The sequence below is a fragment of the Streptomyces filamentosus genome (assembly GCF_014654895.1).
Taxonomy (GTDB): domain Bacteria; phylum Actinomycetota; class Actinomycetes; order Streptomycetales; family Streptomycetaceae; genus Streptomyces; species Streptomyces filamentosus.
This window is the reverse complement of record NZ_BNBE01000002.1, coordinates 742,519-762,249: the sequence shown is the minus strand read 5'-3', so window position 1 is coordinate 762,249 and position 19,731 is coordinate 742,519. Positions and strand designations below refer to the sequence as shown.

Below are 19,731 nucleotides of genomic sequence, written 5' to 3'. Positions count from 1 at the left end.
GGGACGCTGCGTCGCCATCTTCTATCTTGGGGACGCCCTGTCCCTATCTTTGGAGAGAACGCCATGCTCCTCGCCCTGCTGGAGTTGAAAGCGGCCCGGGGCCGCTTCCTGCTGATGGGCAGCGTCGTCGTGCTCGTCGCCGCCCTCGTCGGCATCGTCTCCGGCTTCACGACCGGACTCGGGGACGACACCGTCTCCGCCCTGCGCAGACTCCCCGCGACACACATCGCCTTCGCCGCCGGCTCGGACTCCGACCAGTTCGCCCGCGGCCTGATCGACGACCGCACCGCCTCCGGCTGGAGCGGGGAGGACCACACCGAGGCCACCCCGCTCGGCGTCTCCCTCACCCGCGGCACCACCGGCCGCGGCGTCGAGGTGGACCTCGCCGCCTTCGGCGTCGACCCCGGCGCCTTCGCCGCCCCCGCCACCGACACCGGCACCCCCCTCGACGGCGCCGCGCCGAACGGCGTCGTCGTCTCGCGCCAGCTCGTGAACGAAGGCGTCCGCGTCGGCGACACCCTGACCGTCGACCGCCTCGGGATCACCCTCGACGTCGTCGGCACCACCGGCCGCTCCTCCTACGGCCACGTCCCCGTCGCCTACGTCACCACCGACACCTGGCGCCGCATCCGCTTCACCGTCCCCGGCGCGAAGGACCTCCCCGCCGACCTGCCGGCCCAGTACAGCGCCATGGCGCTGAGGCTTCCCGCGGACACCGGCACGGTTGAGCTCGCCGCCGCCGACCACCGCCACGGCACCACGACCGTCCCCCTGGAGGAGGCATTCGCGGCAGCCCCCGGCTACGACGGGGAACGCCTCACGATGACGTCCATCCAGACCTTCCTCTTCCTCATCGCCCCCCTGGTCGTCGGCGCCTTCTTCGCCGTGTGGACCGTCCAGCGCACCCCCGAGCTCGCCCTGCTGCGCGCCATGGGCGCCTCCCGCCGCCGCCTGCTCGGCCACACCCTCGCCCAGGCGGCCGTGGTCGTCGTCACCGGCACCGCCGTCGGCGCTGCCCTCGCCTCGGCGGTCGGCCTGCTCGTCGGCGAACAGGTCCCCTTCAGCCTCCCCGCGAGCACCCTCGCGACCACCATGGCCGCGGTGGCCCTGGTCGGCCTCGCGGGCTCCGCCCTCACCCTGCGGCGCGTCACCACCGTCGACCCGATGACCATGCTGGGAGCCGCCCGATGAGCCTCCACCTCCACGACGTCACCGTCACGCTGGGCCGGGGCGACTCCCGCACCACCGCCCTGTCCGGACTCGACGCCACCTTCAGCCCCGGCGCCCTCACCGCACTCGTGGGCCCTTCCGGCTCCGGAAAGTCCACCCTGCTCGCCGTCGCCGGCGCCCTGCTCCGCCCCGACGAGGGCCGGGTCCTCCTGAACGGCACCGACCTCGCCGCCCTCACCGACCGCGAACGGGCCCGCGCCCGCCGCGAGCGCATCGGCTACGTGTTCCAGAGCGGCAACCTCCTGACCGGCCTCACCGCAGAGGAGCAGCTCCTCGCCGCGGCCTCCCTCACCGGCCGCAGGCCCCGCACCCTGCGCGCCAGGATCCGGGAGCTGCTCACCGAGGTCGGACTGGAACACCGGCTGGCCCACCGTCCCGACCAGCTCTCCGGCGGCGAACGCCAGCGCATCGCCCTGGCCCGGGCCCTCCTCCTCGAACCGGAGCTCCTCCTCGTCGACGAACCCACCGCCGCCGTCGACCGCACCCGCGCCCACGACCTCACCGCCCTCATCGCCCGCGCCACCCACGACCGCGCCTGCGTCACCGTCGTCGCCACCCACGACCCCGTGGTCACCGCCGCCGCCGACACCACCGTCGACATGCAGACCCACCCGACCCCGACCCCCGCCTGACCCCCACCCCCGGCACACCCCACGTCGGAGTCCCGCAGGAGCCACCTGCGGGACGGGGGTTGACACGGCCGCGTCCGATCCGTAATGTCCTCCGAGCTGTCCGACGTGAGCACCGGCCCAGGCCGGCCCCGGACGGCCATTCCGCAAGAACCACAAAGCCTGACGGTTTCGATTCGTCGTCCCGTTCTGTCTTCCTGTGTTGTTCTCGCGAAATGAGGAATCCGTGTTCGAATTCTGGACGCGGCCCCCGATTCGCACCGGGGGCGGGGAATCCGCTAAAGTCTCACTCGTCGGAACGGCCCAATAGCCGGAAAGACGAAATCCCCTTCCGACGGGGAATCGGACACCGAAAGGGTCTGATAGAGTCAGAAACGAAGGAAGCGCCCGGAGGGCCCGGAAACGGGATCGAAGGAAGCGTCCGCACCTTGAGAACTCAACAGCGTGCCAAAAATCAACGCCAGATTAGTTGATACCCCGTCCAGCCGGTTCCGGTTGGTCGAGGTTCCTTTGAAAAGTCCATCCTCTTCGGGGGGTGGCGATGACACAGCGAGGACGCTGTGGACAGCGGGCCTTATTCCGGCTCGTCTGTCCCGCTCAACGCGAGTGTGACCGGATATCCGGTAAACATTCACGGAGAGTTTGATCCTGGCTCAGGACGAACGCTGGCGGCGTGCTTAACACATGCAAGTCGAACGATGAAGCCCTTCGGGGTGGATTAGTGGCGAACGGGTGAGTAACACGTGGGCAATCTGCCCTTCACTCTGGGACAAGCCCTGGAAACGGGGTCTAATACCGGATACGAGTTCAGGAGGCATCTTCTGGACTGGAAAGCTCCGGCGGTGAAGGATGAGCCCGCGGCCTATCAGCTTGTTGGTGGGGTAACGGCCCACCAAGGCGACGACGGGTAGCCGGCCTGAGAGGGCGACCGGCCACACTGGGACTGAGACACGGCCCAGACTCCTACGGGAGGCAGCAGTGGGGAATATTGCACAATGGGCGAAAGCCTGATGCAGCGACGCCGCGTGAGGGATGACGGCCTTCGGGTTGTAAACCTCTTTCAGCAGGGAAGAAGCGAAAGTGACGGTACCTGCAGAAGAAGCGCCGGCTAACTACGTGCCAGCAGCCGCGGTAATACGTAGGGCGCAAGCGTTGTCCGGAATTATTGGGCGTAAAGAGCTCGTAGGCGGCTTGTCACGTCGGGTGTGAAAGCCCGGGGCTTAACCCCGGGTCTGCATCCGATACGGGCAGGCTAGAGTGTGGTAGGGGAGATCGGAATTCCTGGTGTAGCGGTGAAATGCGCAGATATCAGGAGGAACACCGGTGGCGAAGGCGGATCTCTGGGCCATTACTGACGCTGAGGAGCGAAAGCGTGGGGAGCGAACAGGATTAGATACCCTGGTAGTCCACGCCGTAAACGTTGGGAACTAGGTGTTGGCGACATTCCACGTCGTCGGTGCCGCAGCTAACGCATTAAGTTCCCCGCCTGGGGAGTACGGCCGCAAGGCTAAAACTCAAAGGAATTGACGGGGGCCCGCACAAGCAGCGGAGCATGTGGCTTAATTCGACGCAACGCGAAGAACCTTACCAAGGCTTGACATATACCGGAAAGCGCCAGAGATGGTGCCCCCCTTGTGGTCGGTATACAGGTGGTGCATGGCTGTCGTCAGCTCGTGTCGTGAGATGTTGGGTTAAGTCCCGCAACGAGCGCAACCCTTGTCCTGTGTTGCCAGCATGCCCTTCGGGGTGATGGGGACTCACAGGAGACCGCCGGGGTCAACTCGGAGGAAGGTGGGGACGACGTCAAGTCATCATGCCCCTTATGTCTTGGGCTGCACACGTGCTACAATGGCCGGTACAAAGAGCTGCGATGCCGCGAGGCGGAGCGAATCTCAAAAAGCCGGTCTCAGTTCGGATTGGGGTCTGCAACTCGACCCCATGAAGTCGGAGTTGCTAGTAATCGCAGATCAGCATTGCTGCGGTGAATACGTTCCCGGGCCTTGTACACACCGCCCGTCACGTCACGAAAGTCGGTAACACCCGAAGCCGGTGGCCCAACCCCTCGGGGAGGGAGCTGTCGAAGGTGGGACCAGCGATTGGGACGAAGTCGTAACAAGGTAGCCGTACCGGAAGGTGCGGCTGGATCACCTCCTTTCTAAGGAGCACAGTACCGATTGCAGGCAAACGTTCTGCACGGTCAGCTCATGGGTGGAACGTTGATTAGTTGGCGTGATTCTTCAGAGTCTCCGGTAAGTACTGCTTCGGCGTGGAACACCGGACGAACCGAGAAGGTCACGCCTGGCACGTTGTTGGGTATCTGAGGGTACGGCCGCAAGGTTGTATCTTCGCGATGCCGGCCCCAGTGAAGCACCGAGTTTCGGTGTGTGATGGGTGGCTGGTCGTTGCTTGAGAACTGCACAGTGGACGCGAGCATCTGTGGCCAAGTTTTTAAGGGCGCACGGTGGATGCCTTGGCACCAGGAACCGATGAAGGACGTGGGAGGCCGCGATAGTCCCCGGGGAGCCGTCAACCAGGCTTTGATCCGGGGGTTTCCGAATGGGGAAACCCGGCAGTCGTCATGGGCTGTCACCCACTGCTGAACACATAGGCAGTGTGGAGGGAACGAGGGGAAGTGAAACATCTCAGTACCCTCAGGAAGAGAAAACAACCGTGATTCCGGGAGTAGTGGCGAGCGAAACCGGATGAGGCCAAACCGTATGCGTGTGATACCCGGCAGGGGTTGCGCATGCGGGGTTGTGGGAGTTCTCTTGATCAGTCTGCCGGCTGGTCGGCGAGTCAGAAACCGTATGGATAGTCGAAGGACATGCGAAAGGTCCGGCGTAGAGGGTAAGACCCCCGTAGACGAAATCTGTACGGCTCGCTTGAGTATTTCCCAAGTAGCACGGGGCCCGAGAAATCCCGTGTGAATCTGGCGGGACCACCCGCTAAGCCTAAATATTCCCTGGTGACCGATAGCGGATAGTACCGTGAGGGAATGGTGAAAAGTACCGCGGGAGCGGAGTGAAATAGTACCTGAAACCGTGTGCCTACAAGCCGTGGGAGCGTCGGACACAAGCTTGCTTGTGTCTCGTGACTGCGTGCCTTTTGAAGAATGAGCCTGCGAGTTTGCGGTGTGTTGCGAGGTTAACCCGTGTGGGGAAGCCGTAGCGAAAGCGAGTCCGAACAGGGCGGTTCAGTAGCACGCTCAAGACCCGAAGCGGAGTGATCTAGCCATGGGCAGGTTGAAGCGGAGGTAAGACTTCGTGGAGGACCGAACCCACCAGGGTTGAAAACCTGGGGGATGACCTGTGGTTAGGGGTGAAAGGCCAATCAAACTCCGTGATAGCTGGTTCTCCCCGAAATGCATTTAGGTGCAGCGTCGTGTGTTTCTTGCCGGAGGTAGAGCACTGGATAGGCGATGGGCCCTACCGGGTTACTGACCTTAGCCAAACTCCGAATGCCGGTAAGTGAGAGCACGGCAGTGAGACTGTGGGGGATAAGCTCCATGGTCGAGAGGGAAACAGCCCAGAGCATCGACTAAGGCCCCTAAGCGTACGCTAAGTGGGAAAGGATGTGGAGTCGCAGAGACAACCAGGAGGTTGGCTTAGAAGCAGCCACCCTTGAAAGAGTGCGTAATAGCTCACTGGTCAAGTGATTCCGCGCCGACAATGTAGCGGGGCTCAAGCGTACCGCCGAAGTCGTGTCATTGCAGTACATACCCCCAACGGGGACTGTGATGGGTAGGGGAGCGTCGTGTGCCGGGTGAAGCAGCCGCGGAAGCGAGTTGTGGACGGTTCACGAGTGAGAATGCAGGCATGAGTAGCGATACACACGTGAGAAACGTGTGCGCCGATTGACTAAGGGTTCCTGGGTCAAGCTGATCTGCCCAGGGTAAGTCGGGACCTAAGGCGAGGCCGACAGGCGTAGTCGATGGACAACCGGTTGATATTCCGGTACCCGCTTTGAAACGCCCAATATCGAGCCCATTAATGCTAAGCCCGTGAAGCCGTTCCGGACCCTTCGGGGAATGGAAAGTGGTGGAGCCGGCGAACCAAGGTGGTAGTAGGTAAGCGATGGGGTGACGCAGGAAGGTAGTCCAGCCCGGGCGGTGGTTGTCCCGGGGTAAGGGTGTAGGCCGTGTGGTAGGCAAATCCGTCACACGTTAAGGCTGAGACCTGATGCCGAGCCGATTGTGGTGAAGTGGATGATCCTATGCTGTCGAGAAAAGCCTCTAGCGAGTTTCATGGCGGCCCGTACCCTAAACCGACTCAGGTGGTCAGGTAGAGAATACCGAGGCGTTCGGGTGAACTATGGTTAAGGAACTCGGCAAAATGCCCCCGTAACTTCGGGAGAAGGGGGGCCATCACCGGTGATGACACTTGCTGTCTGAGCTGGGGGTGGCCGCAGAGACCAGCGAGAAGCGACTGTTTACTAAAAACACAGGTCCGTGCGAAGCCGTAAGGCGATGTATACGGACTGACGCCTGCCCGGTGCTGGAACGTTAAGGGGACCGGTTAGTGACCTTTCGGGGTTGCGAAGCTGAGAACTTAAGCGCCAGTAAACGGCGGTGGTAACTATAACCATCCTAAGGTAGCGAAATTCCTTGTCGGGTAAGTTCCGACCTGCACGAATGGCGTAACGACTTCTCGACTGTCTCAACCATAGGCCCGGTGAAATTGCACTACGAGTAAAGATGCTCGTTTCGCGCAGAAGGACGGAAAGACCCCGGGACCTTTACTACAGTTTGATATTGGTGTTCGGTTCGGCTTGTGTAGGATAGGTGGGAGACTGTGAAGCGGCCACGCCAGTGGTTGTGGAGTCGTCGTTGAAATACCACTCTGGTCGTGCTGGATGTCTAACCTCGGTCCGTGATCCGGATCAGGGACAGTGTCTGATGGGTAGTTTAACTGGGGCGGTTGCCTCCCAAAGGGTAACGGAGGCGCCCAAAGGTTCCCTCAGCCTGGTTGGCAATCAGGTGTTGAGTGTAAGTGCACAAGGGAGCTTGACTGTGAGACCGACGGGTCGAGCAGGGACGAAAGTCGGGACTAGTGATCCGGCGGTGGCTTGTGGAAGCGCCGTCGCTCAACGGATAAAAGGTACCCCGGGGATAACAGGCTGATCTTCCCCAAGAGTCCATATCGACGGGATGGTTTGGCACCTCGATGTCGGCTCGTCGCATCCTGGGGCTGGAGTCGGTCCCAAGGGTTGGGCTGTTCGCCCATTAAAGCGGTACGCGAGCTGGGTTTAGAACGTCGTGAGACAGTTCGGTCCCTATCCTCTGTGCGCGTAGGAATATTGAGAAGGGCTGTCCCTAGTACGAGAGGACCGGGACGGACGAACCTCTGGTGTGCCAGTTGTCCTGCCAAGGGCATGGCTGGTTGGCTACGTTCGGGAGGGATAACCGCTGAAAGCATCTAAGCGGGAAGCCTGCTTCGAGATGAGTATTCCCACCTCCTTGAGAGGGTAAGGCTCCCAGTAGACGACTGGGTTGATAGGCCGGATGTGGAAGCCCAGTAATGGGTGGAGCTGACCGGTACTAATAGGCCGAGGGCTTGTCCTCAGTTGCTCGCGTCCACTGTGTTTGTTCTGAAGTAACGAACTCGCCAAGTATCTGGCTGGAGTTCAACTTCATAGTGTTTCGGTGGTCATAGCGTTAGGGAAACGCCCGGTTACATTCCGAACCCGGAAGCTAAGCCTTTCAGCGCCGATGGTACTGCAGGGGGGACCCTGTGGGAGAGTAGGACGCCGCCGAACAATCATTGTGGGAAAGCCCCGCACCATCTGGTGCGGGGCTTTCCTGCGTTCCGGGGCCTTTTTCTCGGGGGCCCAGATCCTGTCGGACAGCTTTGCGAGTGCTGGTCATTGAGGATGAAGCGGCGCTCATGCCGTGCCTCCGGCGGCCCTCCGGCTGTTCTTCCGGCGGAAGATCGTCTTCGAGATGGGGAGAGGCGCGATGGAGGTCGGGAGCCCGGCCGTTTCCGAGTCCGCCCGGACGGCCGGTACGGCCCGTGCGGTGGCCGAGGAACTGCTCGGCCGTACGCTGGACGGCGCTTCGGCCGGCGTGGGTGACCGGCCGCAGTGGACCGTCGGGGGCGCCGGGCCCGTCGGCATCGACGCGGGGGACGAGCGTGCGGCGCAGGCCGCGTGCGGTGTCATGGAGGTGCACGGGCGGGCCACCGGGGCCCCCGCGCCGCTCGCCGTGGACTACGTGTCCACCGTGACGGGAGTGCTCGCCGCCCAAGGGGTGACGGCTGCCCTGCTGGCCCGTGCCCGGGGCCGTGGGCCGCTGAGGGTCGGGACCTCGCTCGCCCAGGGAGCGCTGCTGACGGTCACCCAGTACCTCGCCGCCGCCACGGCCGCGGACCACGACGACGAACTGCTTCCGCCCGGGAACTGCTCGGGGCTCGCCACGCTCGTCACCGCCGAAGGGGTGCGCGTCGAGGTCGAGACGCTCGACCCGACCGCATGGGCCGGGTTCTGGCGTCGGTTGGGAGTGACGTCCCGGGCGGCGGGGCGCGGCTGGCTGCCCTTCCAGAGCCGCTTCGGGACCGCGGTCTGCCCCCTGCCCGGCGAACTGCGCGCGGCCGTCCTGGCCCAGCCGCTGGAAGCCGTGCGGCAGGCGGGCGCCGCCCACGGGGTGTCCGTCGTCGAGATCGGGGAGACGACGCTGCCGCCCCGCCTCGACCCCTGGAGCATCGCACCCGCCCCCGTGCCCTCCGGCCATGCTTCCCCGTTGCTTCCGGCCGTGCCCATGCCCGTGCCCGTCCCCGGCGGGGGAACGGTCGGGCCGGGCGTGCTGCCGCTCGCCGGGGTGCGGGTCGTCGAGTCGGCCCGCAGGGTGCAGGGGCCGATGGCCGGGCACGTCCTGCGGATGCTCGGCGCCGACGTCGTACGCGTCGAACCGCCCGGCGGGGACCCGCAGAGGGCCCTGCCGCCGGTCGCCGGAGGATGCTCGGTGCGGTTCTCCGCGCTCAACCACGGCAAGTCCGTCGTCGAGGCCGACCTCACCACCCGCCGGGGACGGGACGCCGTCGGCGAACTGGTCGCCGGCGCCGACGTCTTCCTCCACAACTGGGCCCCCGGCAAGGCGCGCGAACTCCTGCTCGACGCCGACGCGCTGCACGCCCTCAACCCCCGTCTGGTGTACGCCTCCGCCTCCGGTTTCGGCACCGCCCTCGGCCCCGTACCGCCCATCGGGACCGACTACCTGGCCCAGGTCCACGGCGGACTCGCCGCCGCGCTGCGTCCCGCCGGGGAGGCCCCGGCTCCCTCCCTGATGACCGTCACCGACGTCCTGGGCGGACTCGTTCTGGCGCAGGCCGCGCTCGCCGGACTCCTCGCCCGCGAGCGGACCCGCCGGGGCTGCCGGGCCAGGTCCTCGCTGCTCTCCGCGGCGACGCTGGTGCCGCGTCCGGGGCGGAGGATCGAACCGGGCCCGCTCGACCTGCCCCTGGCCACCGCCGACGGACTGCTCCAGCTGGGGGCCGAGGCGCGGCTCCGGCCCCAGGACGTCGCCCGGACCGTCGGTGCCGCAGGGGCCGACTCCGTGGGGGAGCGGCTGAAGGCGTGCGCCACGGACGTGTGGCTGGCCGAACTGCGGGCGGCCGGACTGCCGTCCGTGGCCGTCCGCACCGACCTGGCCGGCCTCGCCGCCGACCCCGCCTTCGCGCGGGCCGTCCTCCCGCCGGACGCGGACCTGCCGTACGCCCGCCCGGCCGCGCCCTGGACCTTCACGGAGGAGACCGCCTGACAAGGCGGCACCCCGCGCCCCATCAGGCCGTGACTCCGTGCCCCCTGGTGAGCCGGACCCGCGCGCGGGCCGCTCGCCACGAGCCAGAAGACAGGAACCGATGACCGCGACGCACACCCTGCGAGAGGCGCCCTGGCGCTCCCGGAACGGCCTGGAACTGCCCGACCGGGTCCCGTCCGCCGACCGCAGGGCGTGGGAGGCGCGGGGACTGTGCCCCGACGCCGACCTCTTCACCCTCTTCCGGCGGCACGCCCAGGACGCCCCCGACCGGGAGGCGGTGATCGACGAGCGGGGCACGGTCACCTACGGAGAGCTGTACGCGGAAGTGCTGCGCGTCGCCGGGCTGTTCGCGGAGGCCGGGCTCGGCGCGCGGGACGTGATCGGGCTCCGGACGCCCAACGGGCGGCTCGCCGTGACGGCGGAACTGGCCGTCTACGCCCTCGGCGCGGTCGCCCTGCCCTACCCGCTCGGCGGCGGAGTCCGCGACACCCGCAGCCTCCTGGCCCGCTCCCGGGCGGGCGGCGCCGTCCTCAGCGAACCCGAGGACCTGGCGGCCGCGGCCGAACTGCCTTGGCTGCGGGCCGTGTTCACCACCTCCTCTGGGGCGGCCACCGGAGTGCGGCGGCTGGACACGGCCGTGCCCCGCCGGGCGTTCCGGCCGGCCGAGCCGCCGGCCGGGGCCGCCGACCCCGCGCGGCTCCTCGTCTCCTCGGGGTCCGAGACCGAGCCGAAGGCGGTCGCCTACAGCCACCAGGCCATGGCCGGAGGGCGGGCCGCCTACCTGCGCGCCCTCGCCGGATTCCCGGCCGACCCGCCCCGCTGCCTCGTCCTGGTCCCGCTGGCCTCCTCGTACGGCTCGCTGGGCGTCCCCGTCGCGCTCGCCGCGCTCGGCGGGACCCTCGTCGTCCGGGAGGGGTTCGACGCCGCCGAGGCGCTCCGGGCGGTCCACGACCACCGGCCCACCCACGTGTTCGGGGTGCCGACCATGCTGCGGCGGATGGCGGACCTGCCGCGCCTCCCCGGGGAGGACACCTCCTGCCTGAAGGCCGTCGTCTCCAGCGGCGCCGCGCTGCCCGCCTCCACCGCGACCGCCTGCCGGGAACGCTTCCGGGTGCCGGTCGTCACGGTGTACGGCTCCTCCGACGGCGTCAACTGCCACACCGTCGCCCCCGCCGGGGACATCGCCGGCACCCCGGACCCGGCCGTCGCCGCCATCCGCATCGTCCGGCCCGACGGCTCCCCGGCGGCCACCGGGGAACCCGGCGAGATCCAGGCCAAGGGGCCCATGACACCGCTCTGCTACGTGGGCGCGCCCGAACTCGACGCCCGCTACCGCACCGCCACCGGCTGGGTCCGCACCGGCGACCTCGGCGCGCTCGACGGGAACGGCCGGCTGCGGGTCCTCGGCAGGCTCAAGAACGTGGTGCTCCGGGGCGGCTACACCATCAGTCCCGCCGAGGTCGAGCACGAACTGGGCACCGACCCCCGGATCGCCGAGGTGGTGTGCGTCGCCGTGCCGGACGAGGAGTTCGGGGAGCGGCTGTGCGCGTGCGTACGACCCGCCCCGGGGGACCCCGCCCCGGCGCTGCACGCCGTCACCGCGCACCTCGGGGCCCGGGGCCTGGAGCGGCGGAAGTTCCCCGAGTACCTGCTGGTGCTCGACCGGATGCCGCTGCGGCCCACCGGGAAGGTCTGCCGCCGCACCGTCACCGCCTGGGCCACGGCAGCCCTGGGCACCGGCACCCCGCCCGGCACGACGGTCGTGGTGAACCCCGTGGCAGGCGATGTCACTCGTGCGAGGGAAGCAAGGCATTTGTAGCGTTGCTGCATCGAATCGCATGCAATCCTGTAACAGGAAGCGGAATTCGCGATTCATTTCTTTCGCGACAGGACCCTTCGGCGGCTTCCGAGACCGACGGCCGGACCGGGAAGGGTGCGTACGGAAAGCATGGGGGAGCACGTGTTAACAGAAGTCGCCGTGGTCGGCCTCGGCTACGTCGGCCTCCCGCTGGCCCGCAGGGCCTGCGAGGCGGGGCTGGCCACCGTCGGCTACGACATCGGTGCCGACGTCGTCGAGGGGCTGAACGGGGGACGGTCCCACATCGAGGACATCCGCGCCGAGGACATCGGCGCGATGCTCGACGCGGGCTTCCGCGCCAGCACCGACCCCGGCGTCCTCACCGGTGCCCACACCGTCGTCGTCTGCGTGCCGACCGGACTCACCCCGGCCGGCGAACCGGACCTGGGGCCGCTGGTCTCCGCCGTCCGCACCGTGGCCCGCCACCTGGAGCCGGGCACGCTGGTCTGCGTCGAGTCCACCAGCCACCCCGGCACCACCGAGGAGATCGTCCGCCCCCTCCTCGAAGCGCACGGCATGCGCGTCGGCGAGGACTTCCACCTGGCGTACTCCCCGGAGCGCATCGACCCCGGCAACCGCAGCTACACCCTGCGCACCACGCCGAAGGTCGTCAGCGGCTGCACCGAACTCTGCGCCAAGCACGCCACCGCCTTCTACGAGCAGCTCGTCGACGAGGTCGTCGTCGCCGCGGGGACCCGGGAGGCGGAGATGGCGAAGATCCTCGAGAACGCCTACCGGTACGTCAACATCGCCCTGGTCGACGAGGCCGCCGTCTACTGCGACCGGGTCGGCATCGACATCTGGGACGTGCTGCGCTGCGCGGACACCAAGCCCTTCGGCTTCTCCGCCTTCCGTCCGGGGCCCGGCGTCGGCGGGCACTGCATCCCCGTCGACCCCCGCTACCTGATGACCCGCGCCGCCGAACAGGGCTTCACCTTCCGCACCCTGGGCGCCGCCCGCGCCGTCCTCGACGCCATGCCGGAGCACGTCGCGGGACGCGCCCGCGACCTCCTCGTCGCGGCGGGCAAGGACCCCGCGCAGGCCCGGGTGACGCTGCTCGGCGTCGCCTACAAGGCCGACATCTCCGACACCAGGGAGTCGCCCGCCTACCCCGTGGCCCGGGCCCTCGGCGCGCTCGGCGCCCGGCTCTCGTACCACGACCCGTACGTCGGGCGCTTCGAGGTCGACGGCGTCGCCGTGCCCCGGCAGCCCTCGCGGGAGGAGGCCCTGGCCTGCAGCGACCTGGTGGTGCTGCTCCAGGAGCACTCCGAGTACCGCTCCGCCGACTGGGACGCCGCCGACTGCCCCGTCCTGGACACCCGGGGCGCGGCGGAGGGCAGACGCGTGGTGCGGCTCTGACGCCGCGTCACGCCCCACAGACCTCCGGCCCGGCCGCGCCCCCGTGGCCCGGGCCGCGGGAAACGCCGTCCGGACGACCGTCCGGCGGCACCGAGAAGAAACCACAAGGAGAACCACTCATGACCATCGCCCAGGAGCGTCTCGCGAAGCGTTTCGACAAGTGGGACGTGAACGGCGACGGTGTGCTGGAGCCCTCGGACTTCATCACCGAGGCCGCCAACATCGCCACCGCCTTCGGCGAGACCCCCGACTCGGCGAAGGGTGCCCAGCTGCGCGACGGCTTCATCGCCATGTTCACGACCCTCGCCGACAAGGCGGGCGTCGGTGCGCAGGGCCCGATCAACCGCGCGCAGTTCCTCCAGGCCGCCGGTGAGGTCGTCGACGGTGGCGCCGCCACCTTCAACCCGGTCCTCGGCCCGGTCACCAAGGGCATCGTCGCCCTCGCCGACAAGAACAACGACGGCGTCATCGACGAGGCCGAGTTCGCCGCCTGGCTCAAGGCGGTCGGCGTCGACGAGCAGGAGGGCCGCTCGGCCTTCCAGCAGATCGACACCGACAAGAGCGGCACGCTGTCCGAGACCGAGCTGCTCGACGCGGTGCGCCAGTTCCACACCGGTGAGCTCCACGTCGAACTCCTCGGCTGAGTTCACCACCCACGCCGATAGCGGCCGGCCGGCACCCTCCCAGGGCGCCGACCGGCCGTTTCGTCGTCGGCGCCCCCGCTCAGTCGGCGGGGACGAAGACCACCGGGGTCTCCGGCGCCAGCGCCAGGGAACGGCCGGTCAGCAGCCGGGCGGCGTGGATCACGATGTTGTAGTGGTTGGGCAGGTGGCAGCCGTCGAAGCCGAGGACGGTGCCCACCGGCTCGTCGCCGATCAGCACCGTGTCCCCGCGGTCGACGACACCGCCGTTCTCCAGCTCCACGAAGCCGAGGAAGCCGACCCGGTCCACCCGGGAGCCCGGCACGTCGGTCCACCGGTCGGTCGTCAGCAGCTCGTGCACCTCGCCCCGGCGGACGCAGCGGGCCGCGAACGGCTCCAGGACCATGCCCCGCTCCGTACGCTCGTGCAGCAGCACCTTGACCAGGGTGCCGCGCACCGCGCGCTTGGCGCCGTTCTCGTGCCGGCCGGCGTCCAGGGACGGCGCGGCCGAGGGGAGGGCGGGCGAGGTGGTCATCGGGACTCCGCTCGGAGGGCGGGGCGCGGGGCGCGGGGCGCCGGGAGGCCGGGGGCGGTCTCCGCGGCGTAGACGTCGGCGACGAGTTCGAGGGCGGCCAGGCCGCCGTCGACGGCCCGGGAGGGGTCGGGCAGTCCGCGCAGTCCGGCGAACGCCCGCAGGATGCCCTCGTACTCGTGCCACAACGACTCCTTGAAGCCGGGGCGGCCGTCCAGCATGTCCGCGAAGAGCTCGGTCCCGTCGTCGAGCCGCACCAGGACGTCCTTGACCTCTCCCGGGTACGACCAGTCCAGCTCCACCCGGCCCCGGCCGCCAGGACCGGCCAGTTCGACCACGGCCTGCCGGTCGGTGTCGGCCGCGTCCCTGACCACCTCCGCGGCGACGACCTCGGAGGGGTGCTCGCCCAGCAGCAGCCGGACCAGGTCGAAGGCGTTGGGGCCGTTGTCGGCGACGCAGCCGCCGCCGCAGCGGGCCGGGTCCAGGTACCAGGTGTCGGCGCCGATGTGCTCCTCGATCCGCTCCAGGTACCGCACCCGTACCGACTCCACCCGCACCGGGGCGTCCGGCGGGGGCAGCCGGCGCAGCAGCGCGAGGACCCGGTCGTTGTACCGGCGATGGAACGCGGTGAACAGCGGGACGCCGTGCTCCCGGGACAGGGCGGCGAGCCGCCGGCCGTCCGCCGGGTCCAGGGCGAGGGGCTTCTCGACGCACACCGGGACGCCGGCCCGCAGCGCGTCCGCGCACACCTCGGCGTGCGCGTGGTTCGGCACGGCCACCACCAGGGCGTCCAGCGCCCCGGCGGCGAGCATCTCCCGGTGGTCGGTGTGGCAGGCGACCCGGCCCCGGTGCGGGGCGAGGGCCTCCTCGCGCAGGTCGCAGACCGCGGTCAGCTCCCACTCGGGCAGCCGCTCGGCGGCGGCCAGGTAGAAGCGGGAGATCATGCCCAGGCCGGCGATCCCCAGCCGGCGGGGGGAGGCCGTCATCGTGTCCCCTCCGGGGCGGCCGGGAGCCGCAGGCCGAGGGCGGTCAGCTCGGCGTGGAGCGGGAGGGAGAGCGGTACGCCCGAGGCGCGCCGCTCCTCGGCGCGTTCGGCCTCGGGGTGCCCGGGGTAGCGGACCGGGCCCTCGCCCGGCAGCGGAGGACAGTCCGCCACCGTGCCGAACACGCTCAGGGCGTCCTCCTCGAAGCCGTCGCGCAGCGCGCCGGGTGCGATCGCCAGGACGAGGAAGCCGATGTCGTCGTCGCTGCCGCCGGGCCTGCCGTCCCCCTCCAGCGCCGCCGGGGCGGGGCCGGTGGCCGCGCCGGGCAGCACGGCGGCCAGCAGCTCCACCGCGAGGCCCAGGCCGAACCCCTTGAAGGCGCCGGTCGCGGGGGTGCCGCCGAGCCAGCCCAGCCACGCCTCGCCCCGGTCGTAGGCCGACGCGTCCCGCACCGGGCGGCCGGCGTCGTCGGTGAGCCAGCCCTCGGGGGCCTCCCGGCCGTCGCGGGCCGCCGTGCGGACCCGGCCGGTGGGGACGACGGTGGTGCTCATGTCGAGGACGAACGGCCGTCCTTCGAGGGCGGGGGCCGCCACGCTCAGCGGGTTGGTCCCCAGCAGGGCGGCGGCGCCGAGCGGCGGACGGGCGATGCGCTGGCCGCCGCAGTTGGAGGCCACCACGCCGATCATGCCCCGGTCGGCGGCCCGGCGGGCGTGGACGCCCGCGCAGCCGAAGTGGGTGGCGCCCCGCACGGACACCAGCCCGATGCCGGTGCGGGCCGCGCGCTCGGCGGCGAGGTCCATCGCCTCGGACGCGGCCCACAGGCCCAGCGCCCGCCGGTGGTCCAGGAGCACGCAGGCGCCCAGGTCGCGCAGGACGAGCGGCTCGGCGAGAGGGTCGGCGCCGCCGGATTCGAGGAGCGGCCGGTAGAGCCGGCCCAGGTTGAACACGCCGTGCGAGTCCATGCCGGTCAGGTCGCCGTAACAGAGCGCCTCGGCGGCGAGCCGGGCCCGGGCCTCCGGGACTCCGAGCCGGCCGAAGAAGGCGGTGGTCTCGTCGAGCAGCACCTCGTACGGGACCCTCACCTCCCCGCCGCGGGGTTCCGGGACGGCGCTTCGGGTGGCGGCGCCGTCGGGCAGCGTGGACGTCATGCGGTTCCTGCTTTCTCGGTGGAGACCGGTGCGGGGCGGTCCGCCGCGCGGCACCGGAGGTCGTCGGCGAAGGCGGTCAGCAGCGCGGAGATCCGGGCCGCGAACGCCTCCAGGTCGGCCAGGTCGACGAACTCGCCCGCCGCGTGCGCCCGGTTGGCGTCCAGCGAGCCCGGTCCGAACACCGTGGTGTAGGTGTCCTCCGTGCCCGCCAGCCAGATCGCGTCGCAGGTGAAGGCGGGTTCGTCGGCAGGCCAGGGGGCGATGCCCGCCCGGGCGAGCAGCTCCTCGCCCCAGGCCGGCTGGGCTCCGAGCGCGGGCAGGCCGCGCTTGAGCCACTCCAGGCGGGTGATCCGGGCCGCGTCGGACGCGGTCCTGGCGAAGAGGGGGAGGCCCGAGAAGCGGGCGGTGAACTCCCGCAGCCCCTCGCCGAGGGCCCGGGAGAGGGCGTCCTCGGCGGCGGCGCCGGCCGCGGCGGAGGCGTACGGCAGGTTGAGCAGGAGGCTGCCGGTGCCGTGCACCTTGTTGTGCAGCGTGCCGGTGTGCAGTCCCGCGACGCAGACCGCGGGCGAGGGCCCGCCGCCGGCGGCCGGGCCGAGGGCGGCGGCGAGGTGCTGGGCGAGGAAGCCCAGCAGGACGGTGGCGTTGTGCCCGGCGCCGGGGCGGTCGTCGACGGCGTCCTCGCCGTCGACGGTGACACGGGCGGTGGCGGCGGCGGTCGCGCGGGGCAGGTGGCGCAGTCCCGTCGGCTCGCAGAACACGTTGAGCCGGCCCACGTGTCCCGCCTCCACGAGCGGCCGGGTGCCGAAGGTGCCCAGCGCGCCGCCCTCCTCGCCGGCCACCGCCTGCACCAGGACCGTGACGTCCCGGCCGATCGCCGGGCGGGCCGCGGCGGCGGCCGCGACCCCGGCGAGCAGCGCCACCGCGGGGCCCTTCGCGTCCACGGCGCCCCGGCCGGTGAACCGGGACCCGTCGAAGGCGGGGGGTTCGCCGCCGGCGACGGTGTCCAGGTGCACGTTGAACATCACCGTGTGCTCCCGGGGCCGTTCGGGGCCGAGCCGCAGCAGCAGGCTGGGCTGGCGCTCCAGGAACGAGGGGTCGGCGGCGACCGCGCGCCGGACGGGCAGCGGGGTGTCCTCGCGCAGGACGGCGGCGGGGGCCGGGGCGCCGAGGCGCACCGCCCTGAAGCCGAGCCGGGCCGCAGCCGTCGCGTAGGAGCGCAGGGCGGCGGTCAGCGCGTGGGGCGCGCCGGGGCCGGTCTCCAGGGGGCCCGCGGTGGGCGTGTGCAGCAGGTGCAGCAGCAGGCCGGTGTCGACTGCGGGCGGGTGCGGAGGCGAGGGGGGCCGGGTGGGGGAGGGCAGGACCGGGTCGGGGGGAGCGGGGGCGCGGTGGGGTGGCGGTCCCGCGGTCGGAGGGGTCGGAGCGGGCGCGGGAGGGACGGGGAGGCCGGCCAGGCGGCGGGCCGCCCGGACGAAGGGGAGGGCCGGGTCGTCTCCCCCGGCCGGCCGGATCCCGGCGTGCGGCACCACGGCGAGGTGGGGTTCGAGGGAGTACACGCCCCGGTAGCCGTGGTCCTCCAGGAGGCGCACACAGTCGGCGACCCGGGCGGCGCCCTCCCCGGGCAGGGTGTAGACGGCCTCGCCGGGGCGGTCGCCGGGCAGCGCGTCCTTCACGTGGACGTGGGCGACGTGCGGCAGCAGCCGGGTGAGGAGCGCGTGGGCGTCGTAGCCGTAGGGCACCCCGTTCCCGATGTCGAACAGGACGCGCAGCGCCGGACTGTCGACCTCGGCCAGCATCCGGAGGGTCCGGTCGGCGTCGGAGCCGGCCCAGCCCGTGCAGTTCTCGTGCAGCAGTTCCACGCCGAGCAGTTCCGCGCGGCGGGCGAGGCGGCGCATCCGGTCGATCGCCAGGGCCGCCCACTCCTCCTCCGGGAGGCCGCCGTCGGTCCAGGACATGACGCGCAGGCTGCGGCAGCCCAGTACCCTGCCGTGCTCGGCGAGCCGCTCCAGCTCCTCCAGGTCGGCGGAGAGGGGGCCGGTGACCGGGCGGGCCCAGTTGCCGATGCGGGAGTCGAGGCAGACCACGCCGAGCCCCGCCGTGTGCAGCAGATCGGCCGCGTCCCGTACGGCCGGCGCGGGGAGCTCGGCCAGCGGAGTGCCGCCGAGGGTGCGCAACTCCAGCGCGGACCAGCCCAGTTCGCGGGCGACGGCGATCTGGCCGGGCAGACCGGGGGCGGCCTCGTCGCCGATGCCGGTGATCCGGCCGGTCAGGTCAACGGGTCGGGACACGGGGCGCCTCCTCGGGCGGTCCGGCGGTGGTGGCGTCCGCGCAGCGCCGCTTGGCCTCGTCGAGGAGCCGGACCGCGTCGGCGTGCAGGGCGAAGTCGGCCGCCCAGGAGGGGTCTTCGGCGGGCACGGTGGCGAAGCGGGTGTAGGTGCGGTGCAGGAAGGAGGCGAGCGCGTCGTCGTGGAACACCTCGCGCCGGCCGGCGACGTCGAGCTGGACGTGGTCGTCGGCGTCGCTCGGGGCGAAGTGGCCGACGGCGGTGCCGTGTTCGAAGACGAGGGCGGCCCTGCGCTCCCGTACGGGAGCGGTGAGGTCGGAGAGGATCCGGGTCCGCACCCCGTTCGCGTGCCGCAGCTCCAGCAGCGCGGAGCCCAGACCGGGGCGGACCGCGCTGCCGACCCGCAGGTCGGTCAGCCGGGCGCCGGTCGCCTCGGCCGGGCCCGCGAGCGAAAGGACCAGGCCGAGGGAGTGCGGCAGCTCCACGTCGAAGGCCGTGGGATGGCCGTCGTCGGCGCGCAGCGAACGGGTGAAGCGCGGCTTGTGCTGGGTGACGTCGATGCGCAGCAGCCGCCCCAGCTCGCCCGAGCCGATCAGCCCGCGCAGGCGGTCGGCCAGGGCGGAGGCGGGCCAGTGCGCGACCACCGCGAGGCGCAGCCCGTGGCGGGCGCGCAGCTCCGCCACGGCGGCCAGTTCCCCGGCGTCGGCGGCGGCCGGCTTCTCCACGATCAGGTCGCGGTAGCCCGCGGCGCAGAGCTCGGCCAGGACGGCGAGCCGGGCGGCGGGCGGCGTGCAGACGTGGACGACGGCGCGATCGGGGGGCAGCAGCTCCCGGGCGCGGGCCGCCGACGGGACCACGGTGACCCCGTCCGGCACCGGGGCCCGCTCCCCGGGCCGGGGGTCGACGGCGACCACGGGGCCCCGCCACAGGCCCGGGGAGCGGTCGAGGGCGGTGCGCAGGGCCCGCAGGTGCAACCCGGCGCCGGAACGGCCCAGTCCGACGATCAGGGGCTGTCTCATGAGGTCGTTCCGTCCAGTGGTGCGGGTGAGGTGCGGCGAAGAATCTCTCCGTAGCACGTGACGGCGGTCAAGAAAATCGGAGGGGTTGTCACCGAAAAGTATGAAGTTCCATTGAGGATTCGGGACTTCATTCTTCCGGCTGTTACGTTCACTGCGCAGACTTCCGAGGGTGGGCCCCGCCCGCCCGCCACCCCTCTCGGGCCCTTGACCTGGCCCCAGTTGAGGCCGGCGCACCCGTCGGCAGAGAAGAATTGTTTCCGCGTGACGTCATCCAGCATTCCCTTTTTCTCCCAGGTGAAGA

The 19,731-nt window shown here is 70.4% G+C and carries 11 protein-coding genes and 3 rRNA genes; 9 read left to right on the top strand and 5 right to left on the bottom strand.

Annotation, left to right across the window (positions count from 1 at the left end; all coding sequences use genetic code 11):
• Positions 1-63: 63 nt before the first annotated feature.
• From IE326_RS22360 to IE326_RS22320, 9 genes are all read left to right on the top strand, one after another.
• A complete protein-coding gene (locus IE326_RS22360) occupies positions 64-1,191 on the top strand; it encodes an ABC transporter permease (protein WP_190042767.1) in 1,128 nt (375 codons plus the stop codon).
• The gene (locus tag IE326_RS22355) at positions 1,188-1,862 is read left to right on the top strand and encodes an ABC transporter ATP-binding protein (protein WP_190042766.1); all 675 of its coding nucleotides are present in this window, start codon (positions 1,188-1,190) and stop codon (positions 1,860-1,862) included. The genes IE326_RS22360 and IE326_RS22355 overlap by 4 nt, the downstream gene beginning before the upstream one ends.
• Before the next feature lie 627 nt (positions 1,863-2,489).
• A 16S ribosomal RNA gene (locus IE326_RS22350) occupies positions 2,490-4,014 on the top strand.
• Positions 4,015-4,297: 283 nt separating this feature from the next.
• A 23S ribosomal RNA gene (locus IE326_RS22345) occupies positions 4,298-7,419 on the top strand.
• A gap of 77 nt (positions 7,420-7,496) precedes the next feature.
• Positions 7,497-7,613: ribosomal RNA gene (gene rrf / locus IE326_RS22340) — 5S ribosomal RNA — on the top strand.
• The 16S, 23S and 5S rRNA genes sit together here, the layout of an rRNA operon.
• A 199-nt stretch (positions 7,614-7,812) precedes the next feature.
• Positions 7,813-9,609 carry a CoA transferase gene (locus IE326_RS22335; RefSeq protein ID WP_190042765.1) on the top strand — a complete coding sequence of 599 codons (1,797 nt, stop codon included), beginning with the start codon at positions 7,813-7,815 and terminating at the stop codon, positions 9,607-9,609.
• A 100-nt stretch (positions 9,610-9,709) separates the two neighbouring features.
• Positions 9,710-11,428 carry a class I adenylate-forming enzyme family protein gene (locus IE326_RS22330; protein WP_190042764.1) on the top strand — a complete coding sequence of 573 codons (1,719 nt, stop codon included), beginning with the start codon at positions 9,710-9,712 and terminating at the stop codon, positions 11,426-11,428.
• A gap of 129 nt (positions 11,429-11,557) precedes the next feature.
• Positions 11,558-12,826: a nucleotide sugar dehydrogenase gene (locus IE326_RS22325; protein WP_150226525.1), complete on the top strand. Its 1,269-nt coding sequence runs from the start codon at positions 11,558-11,560 to the stop codon at positions 12,824-12,826.
• 119 nt (positions 12,827-12,945) lie between these two features.
• Positions 12,946-13,470 carry an EF-hand domain-containing protein gene (locus IE326_RS22320; RefSeq protein WP_150226524.1) on the top strand — a complete coding sequence of 175 codons (525 nt, stop codon included), beginning with the start codon at positions 12,946-12,948 and terminating at the stop codon, positions 13,468-13,470.
• A 79-nt stretch (positions 13,471-13,549) separates the two neighbouring features.
• Here IE326_RS22320 and IE326_RS22315 read toward each other — a convergent pair whose 3' ends face one another.
• Genes IE326_RS22315 through IE326_RS22295 form a run of 5 tightly spaced genes read right to left on the bottom strand, consistent with a single transcriptional unit; the run spans position 13,550 to position 19,430 of the window.
• Positions 13,550-14,002 (bottom strand): DUF6917 domain-containing protein, encoded by a 453-nt coding sequence (locus tag IE326_RS22315; RefSeq protein WP_190042763.1) that lies wholly within the window; start codon positions 14,000-14,002, stop codon positions 13,550-13,552.
• Positions 13,999-14,985: a Gfo/Idh/MocA family protein gene (locus tag IE326_RS22310; protein WP_190042762.1), complete on the bottom strand. Its 987-nt coding sequence runs from the start codon at positions 14,983-14,985 to the stop codon at positions 13,999-14,001. The genes IE326_RS22315 and IE326_RS22310 overlap by 4 nt, the downstream gene beginning before the upstream one ends.
• The gene (locus IE326_RS22305) at positions 14,982-16,130 is read right to left on the bottom strand and encodes an Ldh family oxidoreductase (RefSeq protein ID WP_150226521.1); all 1,149 of its coding nucleotides are present in this window, start codon (positions 16,128-16,130) and stop codon (positions 14,982-14,984) included. The genes IE326_RS22310 and IE326_RS22305 overlap by 4 nt, the downstream gene beginning before the upstream one ends.
• Positions 16,127-18,415 carry a M20/M25/M40 family metallo-hydrolase gene (locus tag IE326_RS41720; RefSeq protein ID WP_308440333.1) on the bottom strand — a complete coding sequence of 763 codons (2,289 nt, stop codon included), beginning with the start codon at positions 18,413-18,415 and terminating at the stop codon, positions 16,127-16,129. Before IE326_RS41720 ends, IE326_RS22305 begins: the two co-directional genes overlap by 4 nt.
• Complete coding sequence (locus tag IE326_RS22295; protein WP_190042761.1) at positions 18,399-19,430, bottom strand: Gfo/Idh/MocA family oxidoreductase; 1,032 nt, start codon at positions 19,428-19,430, stop codon at positions 18,399-18,401. Before IE326_RS22295 ends, IE326_RS41720 begins: the two co-directional genes overlap by 17 nt.
• Positions 19,431-19,731 lie beyond the last annotated feature (301 nt).